This window comes from Planococcus chinensis, from assembly GCF_020071995.1.
GTDB classification, from domain to species: Bacteria; Bacillota; Bacilli; order Bacillales_A; family Planococcaceae; genus Planococcus; species Planococcus chinensis_A.
In genome coordinates this window covers 187,631-213,172 of sequence record NZ_JABWTK010000001.1, presented here as the reverse complement: position 1 = coordinate 213,172, position 25,542 = coordinate 187,631, and the positions used below count along the sequence as shown (strand labels likewise).

Below are 25,542 nucleotides of genomic sequence, written 5' to 3'. Positions count from 1 at the left end.
CAAATCCTCCATCTGCTCGCGGAACTTCCTGTTTCCGCAGGCAGCCTTTCCGCAATCTCTATTTTTCTATTAGCCGGATGACTTTATCGATATCCGGATACTTTCCCGTCTCGAGCTTTGAATGGACCTTGACGCCATTGGCCGTCACTTCAAAAGCTCCTCCTGAACTTGGAATCAATTCCAGTGAGTCAATCTTTGAAGAAAAGTGGTTGAATAACTGTTCCGCAAACCTTGCGGCTTTAGGGGCGTAGTTTCACTGCATGCAAAATTGAACTGAAATTTTGTAGCCCATGCCGATTCCTCCTTGGTTTTCTTCTATAATAACTATTGCTCTTTTTTAATTCCAGTCGTCCAATAGCGCTGTTCTTCCCGGCGTTCCGTCAGATTCAGGCCATCCAGCAATTCCAAAAATGGAATCAAATATTTTCTGGAGACATCGAGCGCATCCTTGGCTTCTTTCAAGCCGAACGCCTCTTCCGTTTCGTTCCGCAGTTTAGCGGCTGCTTCGTCAAAAGCCGTGCGGTGGATCAACGTATCGTCAAGCAGACGGTAAGCCTGCCGGGTATTCAATAAATAAAGCGTCAGTTCAGGGATGTCGTTTTTCGGAAGCGGCGTGCCTTCAAAATATTCGTCCCACTTTTTCACTTTCAGTCCGTCCTTTTCCAGTGCAGCGATAATATTTTCCATACGTGTCTTCCACTTTTTCGGCAAATGCGGCTCAAAAGAAGCGAGCGCCACGAACTGGCCGGTTTTCTTGATATCGCCTCCGCCGCTGAGTGCAGTTAAACTGAATTCGATAAACGGTTTCGGGTAAGCGGCACTGAGCGACTGGACCAGTTCCGCTTTGCCGAGGCCGGCTCTCATCGGAAATTCTTCGTGGTAATCGGCAAGGCGGGCCGCTATTTCGTCCGTTATTTTCGCCAGCGTTTTCGTTAGGCTGTATCGTTTCGGAGCCACTTCCAAAAAGCGCCCTTCTTCGATTCCGGATGCTAAGGTATCCAAAAGCACATGCTCATCGAGCGAAGTGTGCTGGATCAGTTGCTGAAGGTCAAGGATGACGTGCTTGTCTAATGCATCTTCCACTAAATCTTGCGGCGTGCCTTCTTTTCTCGACTGCAGCATCTCCATGGTTTCTCTGCCAAAGCGGTACTTCACGCCTTTCGGCTGAATCACCCAGCCGCCGCCGAGCGTTTCCACCGGCGTCGGCCGCCGCAGAATAAACCGGTCTCCGCGCCGTACGACAATTTCCTCATCCAGCCGGATTTGGCACAGCACCTCTTCCTGCGCCGGCGCCAATTCGTTGCGGTCGAAAAAAACGATGGTGCCCATGACTTCAGACGTGCCGACATGAACTTTTACCGGGGAGCGCTGCTTAAGCGGCGTGAAGTCCGCCTCGATAGGCTGAAGCGCTACATCAATCGTATCGGTTACGACAAAATGGTCGGATGCGACAAGCACATCGCCGCGTGTGACCTCTGCTTTGTCGATGCCGCCCAAATTGATGGCTGTCCGCTGCCCTGCACGCGCCTGCGGCTGTTCCTCGTGATGAACCTGGATCTGCCGCGCTTTCACTTTCAAGCCTTTCGGAAGCAGCGTCAGCTGGCTGCCTTGCTGGACAACGCCTTCATAAATCGTGCCGCGAACCACCGTGCCCTGGCCCTGGACAGTAAACACCTGGTCAATCGGAAGCCGGAATGAACCGTAGGCATCTCGGAATTTTACTCTTTTCAATTCCCGAAAAATCGTTTCTTTCAGTTCATCAAGGCCTTTGCCGGACAAGCTGTCGACTGCGACATAAGGTGCTCCGTCAAAAATCGTTCCTGCCAGCCGGTCCTGAATATCTTCCGTCACCAGCTCCAGCATGTCTTCATCGACCCGGTCGATTTTGGAAATGGCGACGATGCAATGTTCAACGCCAAGAAACTGAAGGATTTCAAGATGCTCTTCGGTCTGCGGCATGACGCCTTCATCCGCTGCCACGACCAGAATCACCAAATCGATGCCGGCTACGCCCGCGATCATTTGGCGAATAAACCGTTCATGCCCCGGAACGTCAACAATCGAGACATGGGCACCGTCTTCGGTCTGAAGCGGCGCGTAGCCAGGCTCAATCGAAATGCCGCGTTCTTTTTCTTCTTTCAGCCGATCGGTATCGACGTTTGTCAGCGCTTTCGTCAATGTTGTTTTGCCATGGTCAATATGCCCGGCCATGCCGATTGTAAAATAAGTTTCGTCCATTCCGCTTCCACTCTTTCCTTAATTTCTCATACCCTTACTTTAATCCTCGCCCAAAGGGGTTTCAAGTGAAGGGGTCCGGTTTCATAAAAACCCCTCTTTTGGCATTCCTAAAGCACCTTCCTTGCGCTTCCCTTTTTTTCGTTATAAACTAAGACAGGCTTAGTCATTACGGGGTTGGATGGGTGACTGGTGTCTTCCTGGGTCTTCAAAACCCTGAGGGGCCTGCGTGCCAGGCTCGGTGGGTTCGATTCCCACACAATCCCGCCATACATAGAACTTTCGAAAGGCTGCCTTTTCCAGGCAGCCTTTTTTCATGCTTGCATGCAGGCACGAAAAGTGACAAATCCCCCTAATTTCATGATAATTGATAAAGGAACTTGTTATAGTCCTGTAGTTTGCCAAAACCCTCTGCCTTCAGAGTGAATAAAGGATTGAAAAACTTATGAAGATTGTACTGGCCGCGCCGAATTATCCGCAGCTGCGGGGCAACACGGTAACGGTCCGGCGAATGGCCGCCAACCTGGAGCAGCTCGGCGTTGAAACACGGATTGTGTCGACCACTGGAGAAAACCGGGCAGCCTCTCTTCCCTCTGCAGATCTTGTCCATGGTTTTCATGCGTATTATTTCCATCAGTTCCTGCAGAGTCTGGATAAGTTGCCGGACCCGTATATCATCACGATGACCGGTACGGATTTAAACGTGGATTTATTTGATCCCCAAAAGCGCGAAGGCGTATTATCCGCTCTTGCCGGCGCAAAAGCGATTCATGTGTTTGACCAATCCGCGCAGGACTTGCTGCTGAAGGAAGCGCCGGAGTTTAAAGGGAAGGTTTTCCCGATTGCCCAGGGAGCCAGCAGTTTCCCGAAAGACCGTCCGCCTTTCCCCAAAGAAGACGGAACGTTTTTATTCGTCCTTCCTGCTGGCATACGGAAAGTGAAAAACATTCCGTTTGCCGTCTCGGCGTTGGAAAAGCTTCACCAAAGCTATCCGCACCTCCGGCTCTGGCTGGTGGGGCCGGTTCTTGAAGAAGCCGAAGCGGAGACTGTACTGGCCCTGACCGAAAAGCATGCCGGCTGGATCCGCTATCTCGGCGCTCTGCCCCATGAACAAATGGGCGCTGTCTATGAACAAGCAGATGCAGTATTAAATACATCGCTGTCGGAAGGCCAGCCTGCTGCTATTCTCGAAGCGATGGGCTACGGGCTTCCGGTGCTGGTTTCGGATGTCCAAGGAAACAACGGAATGGTTGAACATCGCAGAACCGGGTATTTATACAATGGCCAGAATGAATTTCTGGAGTATGCCGAACAGTTGATGAATAATAAGGAAGTGCGGCAGCGGATCGGCCAGCAGGCAAAGCAATATGCAGCTGACGAGCATTCCGCTTTGCATGAAGCGGAAGCGCTGCTGAAGATTTACAAGCGCGCCGTAGAATAAGCTTTGTTTTTCTGCGACGCGGCAAGTGATTTTATTCGAATAAAAGGAGTGAATCAATATGACTGAAAAAGATATGGTCAAATTAACGTCTTTATCATCTAAAGGTGGTTGAGGCTGCAAAATTGGTCCTGAGGACCTGGCGCAGGTTCTGCGTCATTTACCGAGAAATGTAGAAGACCCTAATTTGCTTGTCGGACTGGATACAGCCGACGATGCAGGTGTTTATAAAATTAGCGATGAAGTCGCACTTGTTCAGACACTGGATTTCTTCACGCCAATCGTGGACGATCCGTATATGTTCGGACAGATCGGTGCGGCCAATTCACTGAGCGACGTTTATGCGATGGGCGGCAAGCCGCTGACCGTCATGAACATTGTCGCTTTCCCAATCAACACACTTGATAAAAGCATCCTGGCCGATATTTTAGCCGGCGCTTCCGATAAAGTGAAAGAATCGGGTGCCACACTTGTCGGCGGGCATTCGATTGATGACAAAGAGCCGAAGTTCGGCCTTTCCGTCACCGGAACCATCCATCCGGACCGCATCCGTTCAAACGCCGGTGCGCGTCCTGGGGACCGCTTGATCTTGACAAAACCGATCGGCGTCGGCATTCTGACAACTGCCATCAAACAAGGCATTCTGGAAGAAGACGATTTGAACGAAGTGATGAACGTGATGGCGACATTGAACAAAGCCGCGGCGGAAGCCATGGATTCTTATACTGTCAATGCCTGCACCGATATCACCGGTTTCGGCCTTCTTGGCCATGCGATGGAAATCGCCAAAGGCGGAAACGTCGGCGTGACCATTTCAAACAAAAACGTGCCGGTACTTTCCAAAGCGAAAGAACTGGCTGAAAAGCATATCATTCCAGGCGGAACTTACAAAAACCACAGCTGGCTGGCACCAGACATCGATTACGATGACAGCATCAGCAAGCTCGACCAATTGATTCTGTGCGACGCTGTTACATCCGGCGGATTGCTGATTTCCCTGCCGGCTGATGAAGCGGAAGCGCTGCAGCGCGATTTGCAGGAACGCAACGTCCAATCGGCCATTGTCGGCGAAGTAACCAGTGAAAACGCAGGACGCATTCACGTGATTTAATCTAAAGCAAGGACTGTAGATAAAGTCAAAAGTAGATAAAGATGTATAAACCCAACCGGACCGGCCACTTCGCTTTCCGTGGGCTCGGCTTCAGCCTCCTCGTCACTGAAAAACATGTGCTCCTGCTGTGTCATGTTGAATGACAGCGACTCTTTATCCACAATTTCAGAATCCGGAACGTAAGGCGGCGACTCCAGCGGGATAGCGAAGTGCCGAAATCCACTCGGGACGCAAGTTCCGAGTTAGTTCGGCGCGAGCCTGCGGAAAGCGTCCGCCTGAAGTGGAGGAGTCGTTTTCGATTCAGGTGATTTCTCTTAATTCCAGCGAACGAATAAGTATCCTTTTGTCTACAAACTAAAACAAGGACTCAAAAAGAGTCCTTGTTTTACATAATGCTTTAAAACTAAAAAACAGAATAAGTGAGGTGTTTCCATTGAAAAAATGGAACCTATTAGCACTTCTGCTGTTCCTGGCCATTATTTTGGCAGCATGCGGAAGCAGTTCAGAAGAAGAAAGTTCAACATCCGACGGAGAAGCAGAAAAAGACGCCTTTACAATCGGAGTTATTCCGGTTCAGACAGAAGGCCAAATGGATACCGCAATGAAAAAGCTTCAAACTCTTTTAAGCGATGAACTTGGCCGTGAAGTTACGATTGAAGTTTATCCCGACTACAACGGTGTGGTTGAAGCAATGAATTACGACAAGATCGACATGGCTTACCTTGGGCCTTTGACTTATGTCATCGCCGAGGCGAACAGCAATGCCAAAGCGATCATCACGCAATTGATTGACGGTGTGCCGTACTACCATTCTTATATCGTGACCCATAAAGACAGCCCATTGACTTCCATTGAAGACCTTGTGGCAAACGCCGGAGAAACCGATTTCGCGTTTGGTGACATCAACTCCACTTCCGGTTCCTTGATTCCTTCCATTGAATTGCAGGACCAAGGCGTCTATACCTCTGAAAATGACAATAAATTCGCTTCTGTGCGCTTTACCGGTTCACATGATGCGACTGCTTTAGCTATTCAGAACAAACAAGTAGATGCCGGTGCAATCGACAGCGCCATTTACGACCAATTGGTCGAATCCGGAAAAATTGACGGCGACCAATTCAAGACCATCTGGAAATCAGAGGAATTGTTCCAGTATCCATGGGCAGTCCTGGAAAGCACAGACGAAGAAACCATCAAAACTTTGCAGGAAACCTTCCTGGCAATCGAAGATCCTGAAATTCTCGATGCATTTGGAGCAAGCGGCTTTACCGAAGCGACCAATGCCGATTACGAAAGTATCAAACAAGCAGCAATCAAGCAGGGAATCATTAAAGAATAGAGTTGATCATGGGTGTGGTTTAAAAAAAGCAATCTACTGACATTGGCGATATTGATTCTTTTTGTGTTTATCAGCATGCGGCTGACAGAATTCGATTTATCGAAATTCAAGGATTTCCGCAATATGATCGATTTTCTGTCGCAGTGGTTCCCGATGGACTTTTCTTTGCTGCCGGATATGGTACAGGATACGCTTGAAACATTGGCGATGGCCTTCCTCGGAAGCGTGCTTGGCCTTGTGATTGCGCTGCCGATCAGTTTTATCGCAGCCCGCAACACATCGCCTTCGCCGTTCCTGTTCCAAACTTCACGCGTTGTGCTGAGTTTTGTCCGTTCGATTCCGGAAATCGTTTTCGGGTTAATCCTGCTGACGACACTTGGTCTTGGGCCATTTCCGGCAGTAATTGCCATCATGTTCCATAACGTCGGCGTGTTCGGCAAATTGATTTCGGAGTTGATCGAAGCAGCAGACCCGGGCCCGCAGGAAGCTATGAAAGCGGTCGGGTCAAGAACATGGGTAGCCAATCTGTTCAGCATTTTGCCGCAGATTTGGCCGAATGTCCTGTCCCAGTTTTTTTATCGTTTCGAAGTGGCCATCCGGACGTCACTCGTTCTCGGATTTATCGGCGGCGGCGGGATCGGGCAGCGCTTGTTCAACGACTTTAAAACCTTCCAGTACTCGTCCGTTTCACTGGACGTACTGATTATCATGGTGATGGTCATCATCATCGACTTTTTAGCCAGCTATATCCGGAAGCGGATTATATGAAGGAGGCAGGCTCAATGATTGAAATCAACAACCTCTCTGTCCTTTACGAAGGAAACACGGTGGAATCTCTTTCGGATGTGAATCTGTCGCTTCAAAAAGGCGATTTTATCTGCGTGCTCGGCAAAAGCGGCGCCGGAAAATCCACTTTCATCCGCTGCATCAACGGCCTGCAGAAACCGACATCCGGAGAAATCCATTTGAACGGCAAGACGATCACCAATGCCAGTGAAGACGAATTGCGGAAAATCAGACGGGAAATGGGCATGATTTTCCAGCATTTCAATTTAATTCCCCGGCTTAGTGTAATGCAAAACGTATTGACCGGCACATTCGGTTACCGCCCTTCTTTCAAAAACCTGGTCGGCTGGTTTTCAGCGGAAGAACTGGCTTTCGCCAAAAGCGTCATTGCGGAAGTCGGCCTTTCTGAAATGATGGACCGCCGGGTGGAACAGCTGAGCGGTGGACAGAAACAGCGTGTCGGCATCGCCCGCGCCATGGTTCAAAAACCGTGTGTGCTGCTCGGCGATGAACCGGTCGCGAGTCTTGACCCCGGCACTTCCAACCGGATTTTCACTTTGCTGAAAGAAATGCACGAGCGGCTCGATTTATTGACCATCATCAATGTGCACGATATTGATCTGGCGAAGCGTTATGCCACGCGCATCATCGCTTTGAAAGACGGCAAAGTCATTTTTGACGGCCTGCCGAAAGATTTTACAGAAGCGGAATATCAGGAAACGTACGAATCGCAGTCTCAGGAATATTATTTTGGCGCGGAAATTTGAATGGAGAAGGAGTGGAGTCGCATGATTAAAAGCCCTTGAGCAGTGGACAGTTCCAGAGTCGTGTACGACTCTTCCAACCCGGATATTTTAACCAGCGTTCCAGGCGAAAAATCTATTATCCTTACATTTGACGACGGTCCCAGCCGCGTGCTGCCGCAGATTCTGGATGTGCTTAAACAGGAAAACATCCCTGCCGCTTTCTTTTGGCAAACACGCCTGCTGCATCCGAAACGGCCGTGGAAACGCGTGCTGGAAGAAGGCCACCAAATCGGTTCGCATACCGTTAACCATTCCAATTTGGTAAATCTGCCTTTCGAAAAACAATACAAAGATATTCAAAACAGCATCGAAAAAATCGAACAAGTGACGGGCGAGGAAGTTACGTATTTCCGCCCACCGTTCGGCCAGTTTAATGATGATACTTTGCGGGCCGCGGAAGCGCTGAATGTAAAACCCGTCATGTGGCGAGTGGCTTCGATGGATTGGGAGCTGCAGAACAACCCGCAGCAAGTGGTCTGCACCGTTAAAGATAATCTCGAAGACGGTGCGATCATCCTGCTCCATGAACTCCAGCACACTGCCGATATCCTGCCGGACCTGATTCGGGCAATCCGGGAACAGGGCTACGGGTTCAAAAGCCTGCCAAATGGATAACATAAAAAAACAGGATTCCTCTAATGGGGAATCCTGTTTTTTTATGTTACGACTGCGCGAATTCTTTTACGGCGTCATCCGGGATAAACCCGACTGAACGGTTCGCTTCTTCGCCGTCTTTTATCAAGATCAAAGTCGGAATGCTTTGGACACCGAATTGCCGGGCAAGTTCCGGCGCTTCATCCACATCGACTTTGTAAAAATGCACTGAATCGAGTTGTTCAGCTACGTTTGAGACCACCGGCCCCAAGAAACGGCAGCTTGGTCACCAGTCGGCAGTGAAATCGAGAACTACCGGTTTGTTGGCATTTTTTACAAGCGTGTTGTATTCGTCTGTTTTGATTGATTTAACCATTTTCAAACCTCCCTTGATTGCTCTTGATGTTACTTGTTCAGTGTAAGGGCTAGCGTTTTTTACATCAACCTATCTGCTCTAGCCGGAGCTAAGGATGCTCAGATTTACGGCTGGACGAACTTTTCGATGTCATCAGACAAGGATTCCTCATCCCATGGATACCATAGCCATTGCCCATCTTCGTTATAAAGGTGAAATGCATGAGCAAACGGCTCATCGGTGTAAAAGATCATTCGATACAGTTCCGGGTCCGGCCGGTTTGCGCTCTGGGCTTTCGGTTCAACATCCTCAGTCAGCAATTCTTTGAATTCTTCCAGCTCCCCTTTTGTGATGCGGTTCAGCAATTCCGGGGTTTGCTCTCCGGTGTAAAATTCAACCGCCTTCACTCTATCCAACACCACTTCTTTGAAGTGGTGAGGAAAATCTTCCTCCGCTTCTTCTGCCAGATACAGGCGATAGCCATTCACTTCTTGCTCGTCCTTTACCGCCAGAAAGTCCGCCAATTTCTTGACTTCATATAGGGCTGTGCCTTTTTCCCAGAAAGCGGCATCCCCATTTTTCACCTTGTAATTGGTGCTGTTGATATTGTCCGCTACTTTGAAATCCACTTCCCCTGCCTTTTTCCCAATTCCATTTTTGTCGCTGACAATAGCCGTACTGACTGCTGTATAATGCTTGCCTTCAAATTGGATAAAATCCACCCAATCGATGATGCTAGCCCCTTCTTCTGCGGGCTGCAATTTCTGCTTTTCAATCTCTTCCGCTTCTGCATTGCTTGCCGGAACATCCCTTTGGCAAGCCGTTAAAGCCAATGTAGCCATCATCAATACCACAAATCTTTTCATCCTATTGTCCCCCAATGGTTTCTTTCAAGAGAAGACGTTCCGAGGAAATAAATGGTTACACTAGTATTTACTTGAACCCGCTGATTGGCCAAAATTTATTGCTCCAACATGGCTGCTACAATCGCTTCGACATGAATTCCCGTTGTGTTCAGCTGTAGAATAGCTGAATCTTCCGGTTTGATCAGCATCGGCAATTCCGTGCAGCCGAGAATGACGCCTTCGATCCCGTCTTCTTCGGCCATGCGGGAGACGATCTTCAAGAAAGCTTCCTTTGTATCGCCTTTGACCACACCTTTTTCCAGTTCATCGACAATTTTCTGATGGATGAGATCCTGCTCCTGCTGCGTCGGGACCACGATTTCTTTTTGCCGGCTGTTGAATACTTGTTGAAAAAAATCATTTTTCATCGTAAATTTGGTGCCGAGCAAGCCAATTTTGCCAAGCTTCATGTCATCAGCCCGCCGGACACTTTCTTCCACAATACTGATCAATGGAATTTTAGTTCTTTGCTGGACCGCATCAAAGACGATATGCGCCGTATTCGCCGTCAGTACAGCGAATTCTGCTCCGCCTTTCTCAAGAACGCCGACCGCTTCTACCAGATAATCCGTCAGCTCTTGTGTTTGATTGTCCTCAAGCATTCCAAAGATTTTGTACATATTGATGCTATGAATCAGGAATTCAGGCAAACTTTCCGGGTCTCCCGTCTTTTCCTGGTATTTCGTAATGATGGATTGATAGTAATCCACTGTAGCTTCCGGTCCTGTACCGCCAATCATGCCAAGCTTTTTCATTGGGTTCTCTCCTTTGCTGATGTGATTCTGCCTATTGTTTCCTATACCCGTTATTTCCGTCGCCTCACCAATCAGCTGTGCATCTTAATCAGGACAATAAAAAAGGAGAAACAGAAGTTTCTCCTTTCAAAATTTATCCCTGATTGGTCGGGCGGACGATGATTTCATTGACTGCCACGCCGTCCGGCTGGGAAGCTGCGTAGTAAACGGCGTTCGCCACATCTTCACTCGTCAGCGACGGAATATTCGGGTCTTCAAAACGCGGCTTGATGTCCGGGTCGGTAATGAACGAAGCCAGTTCGGTCTGGACGACGCCTGGTGAAATGCTGGTCGTCTTAATATTCGTCTGCGCGAGCTCTTTGCTCAAGCCTTCCATGAAAATCCGGGCTGCAAATTTTGTGCCGGAGTAGACCGTTCCGGAAGGGAATACATTGTGGCCCGCTACTGATGACGTCGTAATGATGTGGCCGCTGTTGCGTTCCTGCATATGCGGCAGCACTGCCGCAATGCCGTACAGGACGCCTTTGACATTCACATCAACCATGCGGTCCCATTCGTCTATTTTCAATTTGTCCATAAACGACAAAGGCATCAGCCCGGCGTTGTTGAACATGACATCGATTTGGCCGTATGTATCAATCGCAAACTCCGCCAGCTCTTCCACTTCAGGATAAGACGTTACATCCGTCACTTTAATGACCGCTTCTCCGCCTTCTTGTTCAATCGCTTCTTTCAGTGTTTGCAGCCGGTCTTCCCGCCTTGCAGCAAGCACCACTTTGCCGCCTTCACGGGCGAACTTTTTGGCTGTCGCTTCGCCGATCCCGCTCGATGCCCCGGTGATGATGATTACTTTTCCTTCTACAGTAGACATTCCCCATCCTCCTTAATAAATAACCCACAATTCTTCAACTGCCAGCATTCAAAACGGCTTCCAGTTGAACCCCTTATTGCCTCAGGCTTTATTGTTTCCTTCGCCAAACGCTTTCTGTTTTCCTGCATGGAGAAGAATCCTGTCAGCAAACAGGCTTGATTGTCGAATGTTTTCTATCAAAAAAACAGGCCGTTGAAACTTATGGGCCTGTTTTAACAACTTTATATTCTCTGACTGTGATTATTGCGCAGTATATCAACCATCAATGTGATGCCAGTCACAATTGCCGCTTTCCCTGCCAATTGCCGCTTTCCCTGCCAATTGCATCTCTACTGTCTCTTTATATGGAAAATCTCTTCCAGACACTTATAACCATGTTTTCCTGAAAAATTATAACACCCATCTTTCAAGATATATAAAAGGCATTCCATCCTTTTGAACGGATTCCTGGTTCACCAATTTCAGCCTATCAGTTTAGTACGTACTTTTTTTTTGAACAGTGTTCAATGAAATCTTTCGTTTCTGCGGTTGCCCGCATCTCGCGGTCCTGCATTAGAAGCTGAATTTTTTCAATCATTTTATGTCCCAGCCCTTCGCCCCGGAAAGAAGGAAGTACAGAGATGTGGTGGACTGTAAAATACGTATCGGCGACTTCCACGCCAACCAGTCCGATATAATCTTCTTCATTTTTCAGCAAGTACAATTGCCAATCCGGATCTTCGGTGTAGCGGTTCATGGTTTGGCACAGATTTTTTACGTTCCGCTCATTCGGCATAAAGGACAATAACCCCATCGCAATTTTCTGGCATGATTTCTTATATCTGACTAACATAAGCCCGTCCTCGCTTCGTTTTAATGTGTTGGTTTTGCTGTCTGCAGGCGTTTTTAATTCATGTATACCTGGCCATCTAATTCCTCAAGCACTTCAAGTGCTGCTGCCAGCCGTTCGGCAAAGTATTCTGGACGCTCTTTCGACTCTAAATGCACACAGACAATATTCGGATTCGAAATCAGGCGCTGATTAAAATCCGTTGGCAATGGAATTGGATAAGCGTTGAAATTGGATAAGAAGCACGGAAACTCTTCAGGCAAAAGATAAATTTCCGCTTTGTTGTGTGCCATTCCGTCTTCTCGGAAACGATTAAAGGAGATGTCAAAATCCAAAGTACAGCTGAAAAAAGCGGTATTGGCATGAATTTCAAGCGTTCTTTTCTTTTTGACAATACAGCCTTTGGGCTGCAGCTCAACTTCCGACTTTAGCAGCATCCCCACTTTTTCAGCCACTTCTTCTAAATGTTCCATCTTAACCCACTCCTTATAAATTTTTAACATTCCTTTTAGTTCAACTGGATAAAGTCGTTTGAAACGATTTACAATGAGCACATCTTTTGTACTTCTTTTCTTTTATAAGCAGGTCCACATAGTTTGGACAATTCGTAAACTCTCTGCTTTCAATCGGCGTTCCCACAAAGCCACAACGATCTCCCGCAAACTTTTGCTGATGAATACTTTTTTTGTTGTGATCAATAAAATACTTCATCAATTCCGCTCCTTTTTCCGGTCCAAACATACAAAAAACGCCGAAAAGAATGTGAAGAAATTCTTTTCGGCGTTGTTTCCAGCTCTATTGTCTGTAACATCCAACCAGAGTATTTAGTTATTTATGATAAGGTAAAGTTTTTAGATTTCGGTCAGCACAGAAACACTAATGTTTTCTGATTACTTACATCCTATAACGCGTTCACCAAAATGTAAAATCTTTAGACCTATTTTCGCCAAAAAAATTTAACAAAAAGTTAAAAATTCGACCCGGAAGTTGCGGATACTTTTTTATACCCTTCCCTAAAATTTGTTAAACCCATTTTAACAAAGGCAAATTTCTCATTCGAATCTGAATTTTACTTGACGAAAACTTTCATCCACCCTCTGACACTGTTGATGAACCACAACGCGTCAACGTCCACCAGTTCATTTTTCAGCATCACTTTTTCTTCAATCTCCCCCCCATCAATCAAGTACTGACGGAAAGTTCCCGGCAATAATCCACAACTGACAGGTGGGGTAAAAAACTTTCCGTTTTTTTCAACAACCAGATTGCCGATTGTAAATTCAGTCAGTTCTTCTTTTTCATTCCATAACAACACCGAAAAAATATCGCCGCTGCTCTTATGTTCATCGTAGATTTTTCTATAAGTCGTTTTATGGAATAGAAAAGGATTGGCACTGTCTATCGGAGAAGCAGCCAGCCTGCACATAACCGGTGCTTTGATTGGCTGGGTTTCGAGTGCTTCCACAAAGACATTTCCACCTTTATCTAAAAGCAGCCGCACTTTGAAAAAGCCCACTGGATGTTGTCGTGCCAAGTTTTTAAGTGCTTGTTCTATCTCTTCCTTATTTCTCGGGAAATGAAAATACTTAGCTGAATCGCTCAAGCGTTCCAAATGATAGGCCATTAACGGATACGTTCCGTCTTCCAGCTTTAAGGATTCCAGCAGTTCAAACTCCGGACGCTTCGCTGTCAGGATTTGTGCCTTGGTGTACAGCTCCTGGTATTCGCCTTCTGAAGTCGAGTCCCAAGTAATGCCTCCACCGACGCCGTAGCGCGCCGTTTCCCTTTCTGCATCAATGACGACTGTCCGGATCGGCACATTGAACACCGCATTTTTTTCCGGCGTGATAAAGCCGATTGCGCCGCAATACACTTCACGCGGCGACTGCTCCAGTTCCGCGATTGTTTTCATCGTGCTGATTTTCGGTGCGCCCGTGATCGAGCCGCATGGAAACAGCGCTTTGAACCAATCGTATACAGTCGCTCCGCCTATGAGTTCCGCTTCCACGGTCGACGTTAACTGATGGACCGTGGGATAGGTTTCCACTTCGAAGAGTTTTGCGGCATGCACCGTTCCGGGTTTCGCCAGGCGGCTCAGGTCATTGCGAAGCAAATCGACGATCATCAAGTTCTCGGCCCGTTCTTTTTCTGAAGCTACCAGGTGCCCGACGTTTGCTTCGTCTTCTGCCGCCGTGCGTCCGCGAGGCGCCGTCCCTTTCATCGGCTTAGTGGTCAATTTGCCGTTGTCGACACGGAAAAACAGCTCGGGCGATGCTGACAAGATCCGGTATTTCCCCAGATCCAAATAAGCGCCATAGCCCGCTTGCTGATTTCTGGCCAGCTGATGATAAAACGAACGGTCGCTTCCCGAGAACTTTGCATGCAGCCTTTCCGTGTAGTTCACTTGATAGGTGTGCCCTTCTTCGATGGCTTCTTTGATTTTTCCAATGCCTTGTTTATAGCGGCTCACCGAACTCGCCATATTCCAATCCGATACTTGGTAGGGTTCTTCTATTGCTGCGTGTTCCAGTGCAAGCGGCTGTTCAAAAAGTCCGAACCAGACGAGCGGCATTTCTGCACCTCGGCGGACCTGCATTTCCGGCTGAAATGCGGGAGCTGCTTCGTAGGACACATAACCGGCCGCATAATAGCCGTCTTTAATTGCCTCTTCGATGCTTTCCATAATGGCCGGCACTTCTTCTAAACGCTCCGTCTGCAGCACTTTTACGGGGTTTTGGAATACGGTAGGCTGGATATTGCCATTGGCATCTTGGAACTCAAACATAAGGTAAGGGTTAGTCATTGCGCCGCCCTCCTCTTCTGACTGGCCTTCCATGCTCGCGCATCTTCATAGCAGTTTTGCAGCATGCGGAAGCCCTCTTCCGTCAAAATCGACTCTGGATGAAACTGAATGCCGGTGATCGGCAGCGTCCGGTGCCGTACGCCCATCACGACGCCGTCTTCCGTTTCAGCAGTAACGATCAAACAATGCGGCATCTCCGCTTGATCGGCAATCAGTGAATGGTAGCGGGTGACGTTTGTGGGAGAAGCAATTCCTGCAAATACCCCTTTTCCATCGTGGTTCATCAGCGAAACTTTGCCATGCATCGGCTGCATTCCTTTGATGATGCGCCCGCCGAAATGCTCGACGATGGTCTGATGCCCCAGGCAAACGCCCAGGATGGGAAACTCTTCCGTAAGTGAACAGAGAATTTCCTTGGTCGCGCCCGACTGGACCGGCCGCCCTGGACCCGGTGACAGCACAATCAAATCCGGCGAGAAGTTTCTCACTTCTTCGGCTGTAATTTGTCTTTTTTGAAAAACGGCCACTTCCGGGTCAAACTGCTCCAGGTAATGGACCAGGTTATAAGTAAACGAATCGTGGTTGTCGATGATGACAATCATGGGTGCACCTCTTTGCATTCATTCTATTGGTGGTTTCATTATACTTTTTTGTGCTCGCAATGTGTGAATTCGGAGATAAAAAAGGAGTGCTGCAAGTAAACTCGGATTTGCCGCAAGTAATGTCCCAATTACCACAAGTAAATTCTCTTTGCTGCAAGTAAAATCTTCTTTCCGCCAAGAAAGCCCGGCCATATGAAATGGCCGGGCTTTCTATTATTCAAAAGACGAGCTATTGGCTGCGGCAAGCGCCTGGCCGATCTGTTCGGCAGCTTCTTGGAGCAGCGGCAGAAATTCTTCGCGCAGCACATTCTTGCTGACGCGCCCCGCATGCACGGAACAGTTCATGGCGGCAATCACTTTGCCCTGGGCGTTGCGGATCGGCACGGCAATGGAACGCAGACCTTCTTCGAACTGCTGATCGACGCCGCCCCAATCTTTCTGGCGCACCCCTTCCAGCACTTTAAGAAACTCCTCTTTGTCGGTAATGGTTTTATCCGTGAATTTTTCGAAGTTCATTCTTTCCAGGTACGTTTCCAGTTCCGCTTTCGGCAGATTGGCGAGAAGCACATGCCCCATGGATGTCGCATATGCCGGAAGGCGGGAACCGACGCCGAGGTTGATCGACATGATGCGTTTTGTGGAGACACGGGCAACATAAAGGACATCTGTTCCATCCAAGATGGAAATGGAGCACGACTCCCCGGTCTGGTCCACGAATTGTTTCATAAATGGATGCGCCATGCTCCAAGTATTATTGGAAGACAGATAGGCATAGCCCAATGATAACGTCCGTGCCGTTAAAGAATAGCTGCCGTTTTTCGATTCTGCAAAGCCGAGCGCTTCAAGCGTCAAGAGAATACGCCGTGCTGCCGGTCTGCTAAGCCCCGTTTTTTTGGCCGTATCGCTGACTGTCATGGATGGATTTTGCTGCGAAAAAGCTTGTATGACTTGTAATCCACGCTCCAGCGACTGGACATAGTCCCCCGATTTTTTAAAATTGTCTAATTCTTCTGTTGACATTTGCTTGGCCCCCTGTGTAAGATGAATTTGTACGAATAACGATGCGTTGTACGTTAATCGTACAACAAAATCATTAACATTGCAAGCGCTATTTCCGATCTTTTCTTTTTTGCTAAAGATGAATGCGTTTACATTTTATGAACTGGCTTATGAAGGCAATTAGAAACGACCATACTAAATTATTGGGAGGAATTCAGATGACAGAAACGACCGTAAAAAATGAGCGTGTATTGACAGCTTATGAAGGCTTTGTGAAACACTTGAAAAACTTTTTGGATGAGCAGCAATTCAATCATGAAGAATACACGAACTTTGTAAAATGGGCAGACCGCCTTGGACGCAGCGGTGAAATTCCGCTGTTCTTGGATGTCTTCGTTGAGACGCATGTGCTTGAATCGAAATACAAAAACTCCCCTGGCACAGAACCTTCTCTTTTAGGGCCATATTATGTAGAAAACTCGCCATTGCTTGAAGAAGCGCCATTCGTTATCCCACAGCGCGAAAACGAACCTGGCGACAAATTGGTATTCTTCGGCAACGTCAGCTCCGTAAACGGACCGCTTAAAAACACAAAAGTGGAATGGTGGCAGGACGACGCGGACGGTTTGTATTCGAACTTTGACTCAACAGCTCCGGATTTCAATCTGCGCGGCCAGTTCCATACAGATGAAAACGGCGATTTCGAAGTGCATTCAATTGTCCCGATCCCTTATCAGATCCCGACGAGCGGACCGACTGGCGAATTTACGTTTGCAGCAGGCTACCACGCTTACCGCCCTGCACATATCCATATCAAGTTCGAACACGAAGGTCATGAAACATTGATCACTCAGGTATTCTTTGAAGGCGACGAATGGCTGGAGACGGATGTGGCCGGCGGGGTTCGCTCCACTTTGCTGACTAAATTGGTCGACAAAGGCGACCATAAAGAAGCCGCATTGAACTTCGTTATGAGAACTGAATAAGCGTAAATCCTATGGCTGTCGAGGAACTCTTGGCAGCTTCTTCTTCTTTATAGGCATGGCTAATCTTTGAACCGAGGTGGAACCGATGGAATTGTACAAAGTGAATGTGAACGGTAATGAGATTCAAATAGCGGATTATCCAGGGGAAAAAGGTCCGATTCTGGCGATCCACGGGCTGACCGGCACCCATAAGAATATGCATTATTACGCAGAAAAGCTGAAAGGCGATTACCGGTTTATCGCGGTGGACCTCCGGGGACGCGGAAACAGCTCGGAAGCAGATTCCGATACGTCTATTTTCAAGCACGCGGAAGATATACTCGGGCTGATTGACGAACTGAAGCTGGAAAACCCGATTTTACTCGGTTATTCGATGGGCGGCTTTATCTCTGCCATCGTGGCAAGCCGGTTAGAGTCCGTAAAAGGACTGATTTTATTGGACGGAGCTGCAAAAACGACCGAACACCAGCGCGGAATTATCCAGCCGTCGCTTGGCCGAATCAGCCGCCATTTCAACTCCAAGGAGCATTACACAGAAGAAATAAAAAAAATCTACGCAAACCTTGGCATCAAATGGACAGATGTCTTGCAGGATACGGCAGAATACGAAGTCGGGCCGGCCGATGGGCACTGGGAAAACAAAGCGGATGAATCCCGTATTGTTGCCGATTTCGAAAGCTTCTATGCATTCGACCCGGCAGCAACCGGCAAAACTATCAGGTGCCCGACTCTGCTTGTGTATGCCGAAGGAAATATCGGATCCATGCCGCCGCTGTTTTATCTCGACGATTACAAAGAAACACAGGCTTCCATCAAACAAATCGACACGGTCGTTTCGGACTCTAACCATTACACCATGGTATTTGAAGAACGGAATGATATTCAGAAAGAAATCGATGCTTTTTTAGCGAAATTGTAATTCAGTAACCATGGGGAATGGGAGGAACATCAATGAGTTTTTCATTTAAAAAGTTGAATCAAAGTATGTGGAAATCCCACAAAGAAACGAAAGACCTGGTGACCATGGCAGAACTCCGGGCACACGGCAATGCCGGGGCGGCAACTGCTGAATTGCCGGGAAAGAAGAAGTTGGCAGACGCTGGAAACGAGCAAACGGAGCGCAATAACTCGTATAGTACGATGCAATTGGTTGGGCTCATCTTAGGGCCAATCCTGTTTTTCCTGATCCTCTTCGCCCTGCCGCTGCCCGGCCTTAGCTTTGAAGGGAGCGCGGTGCTCGCCACTACGGCCTGGATGGCGGTTTGGTGGGTGACAGAAGCGATCCCACTCGGCATCACTTCTCTGATGCCGCTAATTTTATTGCCATTATTGGGGGCTGTCGACGGCAACACTGCCGCTTCGAGCTACGGCGCATCGTTGATTTTCCTGTTTATCGGGGGATTTGCGCTCGCTTTGGCGCTCGAACGCTGGAATCTTCATGAACGGATTGCCATCACAATCATCAGTGCGGTAGGCGCCAGCACATCCGGCCTTGTTCTCGGGTTCATGCTGGCCACCGGCTTCCTGTCGATGTGGGTTTCCAATATGGCGACCGTCATGCTGATGATTCCGATCGGCCTGGCGATTATTGCCAAAGTCGTGACGTTGATGAAAGAAGACGATGTCTATACAAAAGAAGAAGAAACGAAATTCACCAAATCGATCATTTTTGCCATCGGTTTTGGCGGCACGATCGGCGGCAGCGCCACTTTGATCGGAACCCCGACCAATCTTTTGCTGGCTGGCTTAGCTGGCGAATTGCTGGGCATTGATATATCCTTTGGCCACTTTTTCCTTTTCGCCTTTCCATTAATCGTCCTTTTGATGCTGTTTGCCATTTTCTACATCACAAAAATTGCTTATCCAATGAAAGTTAAAAAGATTACGAACGGCAAACAATTTGTCATCGACCGCAAAAAAGAGCTCGGCAAAATGTCTTATGAAGAAAAAATTGTACTGACGATTTTTACGATTACCGCCTTTATGTGGGTAACCAGAACGTTCATCTGGTCGGATATCATCCCTGGATTGAGCGATACGATGATCGCTATGGTCGCAGCCGTTCTGCTGCATGCGATTCCGTCGAGGGGGAAACCGGGTGAGCGCATTCTGACCGCTGATTCCTTGAAGCACATGCCATGGGGGGTTCTGCTTCTGGTCGGCGGCGGCCTGGCACTGGCATCCGGATTTAACGGAACGGATCTGGCTGGCTGGATCGGCAATCAATTGCTGCTGCTGGAAGGCACTTCTTACTTCCTTGTTCTGATTGTCACAGTGCTTTTGGGGATTGCGATGACGCAAGTCACTTCAAATACGGCGACTGTAACGATTCTTATTCCAATTACAGCTGCATTGGCAATGGCGATTGACGTCCATCCCCTGCCGTTGATGACCGCTGTTGCCATGGGTGCCGGTTTTGCGTTTATGCTGCCAATCGGAACGCCTTCAAATGCCATCATCTTTGCCACAGGCAAAATTACAATGATGGATATGGTCAGAAAAGGCACGTGGCTGACGGTTCTTGCATTTGTTTTGATCGTGGCATTTGTTTACTTTATATTGCCGATTGTTTTCGGCATCAACCAGTTCGAATATCCGGCAAATTTAAAATAATTTTTTCTAGGAGTGCACTATATGAGCAAAGCGTTGGAGTATTTCAAAGAAGTTTATGATGTTGTTCCCGGGTGGGTTCAGAAAATGCACGATTACAGCCCGGAAGTCCTGGATAAATATACCGGCCTCCGCGGAGAAATCATGCAGGACGGCTCGCTGTCCCGCAAAGAAAAAGACGCATTGATTGCCAGCATGAACGCAGCGCGCCTGTATTCACGCAGCATGCTGTTCCACACGAAAGGCGCCGTCGATTTCGGCTATTCCGCCTCTGAACTGCTGGAGTTTTTCCTGACCGCTTACTTGTACAAAGGCAATGCGGCCTTGAAAAAAGCATTCGAAGCAGTGCCTTACGCGCTCGAATTGAGCGGCAAACCGGTTGTGCTTCCGGAAGCCGCTCCTGAAACGGCCGATGATTTGCTCGGCACGATGATCGGCTGGCTGAAAGATGAGGAGACGGCTTATCTTGAACAAGTGGTTTCAGCAATTAAGCACGGGAACGAAGAAGAACTATCGGCTTTGATTCTGTCAGACGGAAAAGTTTCTTCAAAATTGAAGTATTTGAATATGGCTGGCAACTTTATCGTGGAACTCGACGGCAGCGGAGCTGCACCTTGGATGGAAACAGCGCGCGCAGCCGGTGCATCAGAAGCGGACTTGGCCGACCTTGGCTATATCTGTATCCTGACGGCCGGCATCCCTGCCTGGTTTGAACTAAGCGACTCATTAAAAACAGTGGAATAAGCACGGAATGGAGGAACACGATGTCAAAAATACAGCATGACATACAGCAAGCATTATCCCATGTAAAAACCGGAGACACGGTTCTGGTCGGCGGCTTCGGCTTGATCGGCGCTCCTCTTACCTTAATAGATGGTTTAACGGAGAAAGACGTCCGCGATTTGACGATTGTCAGCAACAACCTCGGAGAGTCCGGCAAAGGACTCGGCATTCTTCTGAATCAGAATAAAATCAAAAAAGGCATCGGCTCTTATTTCACGAGCAACCGCGATGTCGGCGATAAATACCAAAGGGGTGAAATTGAACTCGAACTCCTGCCGCAAGGGACGCTCGCCGAATCGATGCGGGCGGGCGGTGCCGGAATCGGCGGCTATTACACAACGACCGGCGTCGGCACGGACCTTGCCAAAGGAAAAGAAGAACGTGAAATCGATGGCGTAAAATACATTCTGGAAAAAGCGATCCGTGCAGATGTCGCCTTAATCCGCGCCCATAAAGCAGACACGTTAGGAAATCTCGTTTACTACAAAACGGCACGGAACTTCAATCCTTTGATGGCGACCGCTGCCAAAACGGTCATTGTCGAAGTGGACGAAATTGTCGAACCCGGCGAGCTGGACCCGGAAGCCGTTGTGACGCCGTTCATCTACGTCGATGTGATTGTAAAAGCGCAGCAAGTCCTGACGAAAGAAGGAGTGGTGAGCGTATGACGGTCCAAATGAGCAAAGCGGAAACCCAGCACATGATTGCAAAACGTGTAGCCCTTGAACTCCAGGGCCCTTGTACGGTTAATCTCGGCATCGGCATCCCGACACTCGTTGCTGAATACATGACCGCAGAGGATATCTACCTCCACACGGAAAACGGTCTGCTTGGAGTCACCGATGTCGAGGAAGCGGATATCGATCCGAATTTGGTTAATGCCGGAAAATTGCCGGTCGGAGAAGCAATCGGTTCGTCCTTCTTCAACAGTTCGGATTCGTTTGCGATGATTCGCGGCGGCCATGTCGATGTTGCGATTCTCGGCGCACTGCAAGTCGACGAAACCGGTGTGATTGCCAACTGGGCGGTTCCCGGCAAGAACATCATGGGCGTCGGCGGTGCGATGGATCTGCTTGTCGGTGCAAAAAAAGTCTTTGTAACAATGAGCCATACGTCCAAAGACGGAAGTTCCAAACTGCTGCAAGAGTGCACGTACCCGATTACGTCAACACGCCAAGTGGACATGATTTTCACGGAACTGGCCGTATTCAAAGTGGAGGATGGACAATTAAAACTGGTTGATTTGATGCCGGGTGCAACGATTGAAGAAGTCCGTGAGAAAACGGAAGCGGCATTTATGGAGTAAAATGCAGAAAGTGGGTTTATTCGCATGAAAATACGTTCTTTTGAAGTTTATATATTGGATTTGCCGACCATCCGCCCCCATCAGCTGGCGATGCACACGATTACCGTGCAGACGATTGTGGTCGGCTGCGTGAAGGACGACGAAGGCCGCGAAGGCTGGTCGGAAGTAGCGACGATTGGCGGCGCTTCCTACGGCGAATCGACGCCGGAAGCCATCAAGGCGAATATCGATGCCTATATCACCCCTCTGATTATCGGACAGAATCCGAATCATTTTGACCGGATCATGAACGATGTCGCGAAACTTGTCCGCGGCAATTATTTTGCCAAAACCGTTGTGGAAAATGCCATTATCGACTTGGCGGCGAAAGCGAAAAACATCCCCGCTTTCGAGTTGTTCGGCGGCCAGATTCATACATCCCTGCCGATTGCATGGACGCTCGCCAGCGGCAATACCGAAAAAGACATTGAAGAAGCACAGGAAATGCTGGAGAAAAGACGCCATAACATCTTCAAGCTGAAAATCGGCAAAGGCGATCCGTTCAAGAACGTCGAGCACGTCCGCCGCATCAAAGAAGCGCTCGGCGACGCGGCGCGCCTGACGGTCGACGTCAACCAGGCGTGGGATGAAGACACGTCAAACTATTGCATCGCAGCACTCCAGGACGGCGGCGTGTCGATGGTTGAGCAGCCCTTGCAGGCCTGGGATTTTGAAGGCATGTCCCGGCTGACCGCTAAATTCAGCGTGCCGATCATGGCAGATGAAGCGGCGACCAGCATCCAGGACGTTTTCCGGATTGCCAAAACCCGAGCCGGCAATTCGATTGCCTTGAAACCGTGCAAGCACGGCGGCATGACGCAGACGAAAAAAGTGGTCGGCATTGCCGAAGCGGCAGGCCTCGGCCTATACGGCGGCACGATGATCGAGTCGAGCCTCGGCACGGCGGCCTGCGCCCAGCTGTACTCAACCGTTTCCGACTTGAAATTCGGCACCGAAATTTTCGGTCCCCTATTGTTTAAAGACAACGTCACGGTCAATGACATTAAGTTCGAGAATTTTGAAGTAGTTGTTCCGGACGGTCCAGGATTCGGCATGGAAATCGACAAGGAAAAAGTGAAGCATTACGCACGGGAATTTTCCGGAAAACAGGAGATGATGAATTGAAGAATGCAGTGATCGTAGATTCTGTCAGAACCGCCATCGGAAAACTGGGCGGCACAATCGGCAATGAAACCGTCGATCGGATCGGCGCCCATGTTATCGAAGAATTGCTCCGCCGCACAGGGCTCGAACCCGCTTCAGTAGAAGAAGTGATTATGGGACAGGCGAAGCAAAGTGCAGACGTTTCAAACTTGGCGCGCGTTGCTTTGCTGCGCGCCGGCCTCCCGGTCGAAGTGCCGGGCTATACGCTGCACCGCCAATGCGGTTCAGGCGTCCAGGCAGTCAACTCCGCGGTTCAGCAAATCGGCATGGGCTTGAGTAATATCATCATCGCAGGCGGCGCCGAATCGATGAGCACCGCGCCTTATTACGTCAATAAAGTGCGCTTCGGTACGGGTTCAGGCGACGTCATGCTGAAAGACCCGAACACAGCGAGCCAGCCCGGTTCGCAGCCGGTGGAAACATACGGCGAGCTGAATATGGGCATCACGGCGGAAAACGTCGCAGAGAAATACAAGATTTCGCGGGCAGAACAGGATGAGTTCGCTTTAGAGAGCCAGGAACGGGCAGCGAATGCGATTGAAAAAGGCTTGTTTGATTCGCAGATTGCGCCTTATTCTGTGAAAGCACGCAAAGAGACAATTGCTTTTAAAACGGATGAGCATCCGCGCCAAACTTCGCTCGAAAAACTGGCGGCATTAAAACCGGTATTCAAAGAAGGCGGCACCGTTACCGCAGGAAATGCCAGCGGCCGCAACGACGGCGCAGCCGCATTACTTGTCATGTCGGAAGATGAAGCATTGAAACAAGGATTCCAGCCGAAAGCGCGCGTCATTGCACAGGCCGCAGTCGGCTGCTCCCCGGAATTAATGGGAATGGGTCCCGTGCACGCAACGTTCAAAGCGTTGAAGCAAGCGGACTTGAAAATTGAAGACATCGACATCATCGAACTGAACGAAGCCTTCGCTTCTCAGGCCGTTGCCTGCATCAACGAGCTTGGTGCAGACCGCAGCCGGGTCAATCCGAACGGCGGCGCCATTGCGATGGGCCACCCGATCGGTGCGACAGGCGCCATCCTGTTGACCAAGCTCGTGCATGAACTCGAGCGCACCGGCAAGAAATACGGCGTTGTAACGCTGTGCATCGCCGGCGGCATGGGGATTGCGTCGGTTGTGGAGAATTTGAGGGTTTAAAGACTAAATAGAAAAGCCGGCAGATATCAAAATCTGCCGGCCTTTTTATTTATTAGTCTAAAAATTGGGTATCCGCAAGGGATGCGAAATCAGGTTTTTCTTTCAGGAATTTAAGATCGAATGAAGCGTCGCCGAATGCCTGAATTTCTTCAGGAGCAAGTGCAGTGTCGAAAATCATGTTCTTCCACGCGCCGTCGATTACTGATTTGTCCAGCTTCTGGCCAGTGATATCATCAATCGCAGTGATGGTGATTTCCTTCGCTTCTTCCGGGTTTTCAGCGATAAAGGCAGTCGCTTCTTTATGCGCATCTACAATGCCTTGGACCATTTCCGGGTTTTCTTCAACCAATTGTCCCGTAGTGACCAATACGGAGGCCGGCAATGTTGTCCCGAACGAAATTTCATCCGATTCAATGATCACTTCAGCGCCAGTATTCTGTTCGAGAACGGTTGCCCATGGTTCAGGAGCTACAGCCACATCCACTTTTTCTGTAGCAAACATGGCTTCATATTGAGCCGGTTTGCCGGTTTGGTGAAGCATTTTCCCGCCGATGCGGTTGGAAGTGATTCCCGCTTCTTTCATAAAAGTTTCAAATTGAACATCGTGCGTGCAGCCTACGCGAGGCGTAATGAATGTTTTTCCAGCCATATCTTCGACCGATTCAATGCCGCTGCCTTTTCTCGCCATTACTACCGTACCGCCTGAAGCGCCGCCAGCAATCATGGTCACGTCAGCGCCATTCGTATAGTTGTTCATCGCCGGACCCGGCCCTACCAAACCTCCATCAATGTCTCCGGTTTTCAAAGCCGTCATGAAGTCTGATCCATCCGCAAATGTAACATACTCGACTTTTGTTCCTTCCGGCAGATTTTTCTCATACAAGGCTTTTTCTTTCGCGACCATCGATGGGACGTGGTCAAGGTTCGGGAAATAGCCGATTGTCACGGTTGAAGCATCATCTTTTGCTGTTTCCGCTGAACCGCAAGCTGCAAGAATTCCAGCTAAGGCGATGATGGCCATAAATCCAATGAATTTTTTCATTCTATAGTTCCTCCTAAAGGTTTTATTCTGCTA

The 25,542-nt window shown here is 48.9% G+C and carries 26 protein-coding genes, 1 tRNA gene and 1 pseudogene; 15 read left to right on the top strand and 13 right to left on the bottom strand.

Annotated features, from left to right (window positions below):
* Positions 1-58: 58 nt before the first annotated feature.
* Both HU147_RS19565 and selB read right to left on the bottom strand, forming a co-directional pair.
* A pseudogene (locus tag HU147_RS19565) lies at positions 59-241 on the bottom strand (Rdx family protein); the annotation flags it as partial.
* Between the two features lie 83 nt (positions 242-324).
* Entirely contained in the window at positions 325-2,238 is a 1,914-nt protein-coding gene (selB, locus tag HU147_RS01090) for a selenocysteine-specific translation elongation factor (RefSeq protein ID WP_224074480.1), read from the bottom strand.
* Positions 2,239-2,408: 170 nt separating this feature from the next.
* Between selB and HU147_RS01085 the strand changes: the two genes are divergently transcribed.
* The 7 genes from HU147_RS01085 to HU147_RS01055 all read left to right on the top strand — a co-directional run bounded on the left by HU147_RS01085 (position 2,409) and on the right by HU147_RS01055 (position 8,330).
* Positions 2,409-2,505 (top strand) — tRNA-Sec (locus tag HU147_RS01085).
* 175 nt (positions 2,506-2,680) lie between these two features.
* The gene (locus HU147_RS01080) at positions 2,681-3,676 is read left to right on the top strand and encodes a glycosyltransferase family 4 protein (RefSeq protein WP_224074479.1); all 996 of its coding nucleotides are present in this window, start codon (positions 2,681-2,683) and stop codon (positions 3,674-3,676) included.
* Positions 3,677-3,734: 58 nt separating this feature from the next.
* On the top strand, positions 3,735-4,784 hold the full coding sequence (selD, locus tag HU147_RS01075) for a selenide, water dikinase SelD (protein ID WP_224074478.1): 1,050 nt from the start codon (positions 3,735-3,737) through the stop codon (positions 4,782-4,784).
* A gap of 433 nt (positions 4,785-5,217) precedes the next feature.
* On the top strand, positions 5,218-6,123 hold the full coding sequence (gene phnD, locus HU147_RS01070; protein ID WP_224074477.1) for a phosphate/phosphite/phosphonate ABC transporter substrate-binding protein: 906 nt from the start codon (positions 5,218-5,220) through the stop codon (positions 6,121-6,123).
* A 12-nt stretch (positions 6,124-6,135) separates the two neighbouring features.
* Positions 6,136-6,891 carry a phosphonate ABC transporter, permease protein PhnE gene (gene phnE, locus HU147_RS01065; protein ID WP_224074476.1) on the top strand — a complete coding sequence of 252 codons (756 nt, stop codon included), beginning with the start codon at positions 6,136-6,138 and terminating at the stop codon, positions 6,889-6,891.
* Positions 6,892-6,905: 14 nt separating this feature from the next.
* A complete protein-coding gene (phnC, locus tag HU147_RS01060) occupies positions 6,906-7,676 on the top strand; it encodes a phosphonate ABC transporter ATP-binding protein (protein WP_224074475.1) in 771 nt (256 codons plus the stop codon).
* Between the two features lie 42 nt (positions 7,677-7,718).
* A complete protein-coding gene (locus tag HU147_RS01055) occupies positions 7,719-8,330 on the top strand; it encodes a polysaccharide deacetylase family protein (protein WP_224074474.1) in 612 nt (203 codons plus the stop codon).
* A gap of 46 nt (positions 8,331-8,376) precedes the next feature.
* On the opposite strand, the gene HU147_RS01050 is transcribed toward HU147_RS01055, so the two are convergent.
* The 10 genes from HU147_RS01050 to HU147_RS01005 form a co-directional block, all read right to left on the bottom strand.
* Positions 8,377-8,580: a thioredoxin family protein gene (locus HU147_RS01050; protein ID WP_051413909.1), complete on the bottom strand. Its 204-nt coding sequence runs from the start codon at positions 8,578-8,580 to the stop codon at positions 8,377-8,379.
* Between the two features lie 209 nt (positions 8,581-8,789).
* Positions 8,790-9,530, bottom strand: coding sequence for a hypothetical protein (locus HU147_RS01045; RefSeq protein WP_224074473.1), 741 nt, complete (start codon positions 9,528-9,530; stop codon positions 8,790-8,792).
* A gap of 95 nt (positions 9,531-9,625) precedes the next feature.
* Positions 9,626-10,324 (bottom strand): aspartate/glutamate racemase family protein, encoded by a 699-nt coding sequence (locus HU147_RS01040; RefSeq protein ID WP_224074472.1) that lies wholly within the window; start codon positions 10,322-10,324, stop codon positions 9,626-9,628.
* A 133-nt stretch (positions 10,325-10,457) separates the two neighbouring features.
* On the bottom strand, positions 10,458-11,195 hold the full coding sequence (locus tag HU147_RS01035; RefSeq protein ID WP_224074471.1) for an SDR family oxidoreductase: 738 nt from the start codon (positions 11,193-11,195) through the stop codon (positions 10,458-10,460).
* A 469-nt stretch (positions 11,196-11,664) separates the two neighbouring features.
* A complete protein-coding gene (locus tag HU147_RS01030) occupies positions 11,665-12,027 on the bottom strand; it encodes a GNAT family N-acetyltransferase (protein ID WP_224074470.1) in 363 nt (120 codons plus the stop codon).
* A gap of 53 nt (positions 12,028-12,080) precedes the next feature.
* Positions 12,081-12,497 (bottom strand): hypothetical protein, encoded by a 417-nt coding sequence (locus HU147_RS01025; protein ID WP_224074469.1) that lies wholly within the window; start codon positions 12,495-12,497, stop codon positions 12,081-12,083.
* A gap of 40 nt (positions 12,498-12,537) precedes the next feature.
* Positions 12,538-12,735, bottom strand: a complete 198-nt coding sequence (locus HU147_RS01020; RefSeq protein ID WP_224074468.1) for a hypothetical protein — start codon at positions 12,733-12,735, stop codon at positions 12,538-12,540.
* Positions 12,736-13,093: 358 nt separating this feature from the next.
* Positions 13,094-14,827: an aminodeoxychorismate synthase component I gene (gene pabB, locus HU147_RS01015; RefSeq protein ID WP_224074467.1), complete on the bottom strand. Its 1,734-nt coding sequence runs from the start codon at positions 14,825-14,827 to the stop codon at positions 13,094-13,096.
* Positions 14,824-15,429: an anthranilate synthase component II gene (locus HU147_RS01010; RefSeq protein ID WP_224074466.1), complete on the bottom strand. Its 606-nt coding sequence runs from the start codon at positions 15,427-15,429 to the stop codon at positions 14,824-14,826. The genes pabB and HU147_RS01010 overlap by 4 nt, the downstream gene beginning before the upstream one ends.
* 213 nt (positions 15,430-15,642) lie before the next feature.
* Positions 15,643-16,449, bottom strand: coding sequence for an IclR family transcriptional regulator (locus HU147_RS01005; protein ID WP_224074465.1), 807 nt, complete (start codon positions 16,447-16,449; stop codon positions 15,643-15,645).
* A 197-nt stretch (positions 16,450-16,646) separates the two neighbouring features.
* Here HU147_RS01005 and HU147_RS01000 point away from each other — a divergent pair, with 197 nt between their 5' ends.
* The 8 genes from HU147_RS01000 to HU147_RS00965 all read left to right on the top strand — a co-directional run bounded on the left by HU147_RS01000 (position 16,647) and on the right by HU147_RS00965 (position 24,467).
* A complete protein-coding gene (locus HU147_RS01000) occupies positions 16,647-17,414 on the top strand; it encodes a dioxygenase family protein (protein ID WP_224074464.1) in 768 nt (255 codons plus the stop codon).
* A gap of 85 nt (positions 17,415-17,499) precedes the next feature.
* Entirely contained in the window at positions 17,500-18,333 is an 834-nt protein-coding gene (locus HU147_RS00995; protein WP_224074463.1) for an alpha/beta fold hydrolase, read from the top strand.
* 32 nt (positions 18,334-18,365) lie between these two features.
* Positions 18,366-20,027 (top strand): SLC13 family permease, encoded by a 1,662-nt coding sequence (locus HU147_RS00990; protein WP_224074462.1) that lies wholly within the window; start codon positions 18,366-18,368, stop codon positions 20,025-20,027.
* Positions 20,028-20,048: 21 nt separating this feature from the next.
* On the top strand, positions 20,049-20,768 hold the full coding sequence (locus HU147_RS00985) for a carboxymuconolactone decarboxylase family protein (RefSeq protein ID WP_224074461.1): 720 nt from the start codon (positions 20,049-20,051) through the stop codon (positions 20,766-20,768).
* A gap of 20 nt (positions 20,769-20,788) precedes the next feature.
* Positions 20,789-21,475, top strand: coding sequence for a CoA transferase subunit A (locus HU147_RS00980; RefSeq protein ID WP_224074460.1), 687 nt, complete (start codon positions 20,789-20,791; stop codon positions 21,473-21,475).
* Positions 21,472-22,113, top strand: coding sequence for a 3-oxoacid CoA-transferase subunit B (locus HU147_RS00975; protein ID WP_224074459.1), 642 nt, complete (start codon positions 21,472-21,474; stop codon positions 22,111-22,113). The genes HU147_RS00980 and HU147_RS00975 overlap by 4 nt, the downstream gene beginning before the upstream one ends.
* Positions 22,114-22,137: 24 nt before the next feature.
* The gene (locus HU147_RS00970) at positions 22,138-23,277 is read left to right on the top strand and encodes a muconate cycloisomerase family protein (protein ID WP_224074458.1); all 1,140 of its coding nucleotides are present in this window, start codon (positions 22,138-22,140) and stop codon (positions 23,275-23,277) included.
* Positions 23,274-24,467: a thiolase family protein gene (locus HU147_RS00965; RefSeq protein WP_224074457.1), complete on the top strand. Its 1,194-nt coding sequence runs from the start codon at positions 23,274-23,276 to the stop codon at positions 24,465-24,467. Before HU147_RS00970 ends, HU147_RS00965 begins: the two co-directional genes overlap by 4 nt.
* Before the next feature lie 52 nt (positions 24,468-24,519).
* Here HU147_RS00965 and HU147_RS00960 read toward each other — a convergent pair whose 3' ends face one another.
* Complete coding sequence (locus tag HU147_RS00960; protein ID WP_224074456.1) at positions 24,520-25,509, bottom strand: ABC transporter substrate-binding protein; 990 nt, start codon at positions 25,507-25,509, stop codon at positions 24,520-24,522.
* Positions 25,510-25,542 lie beyond the last annotated feature (33 nt).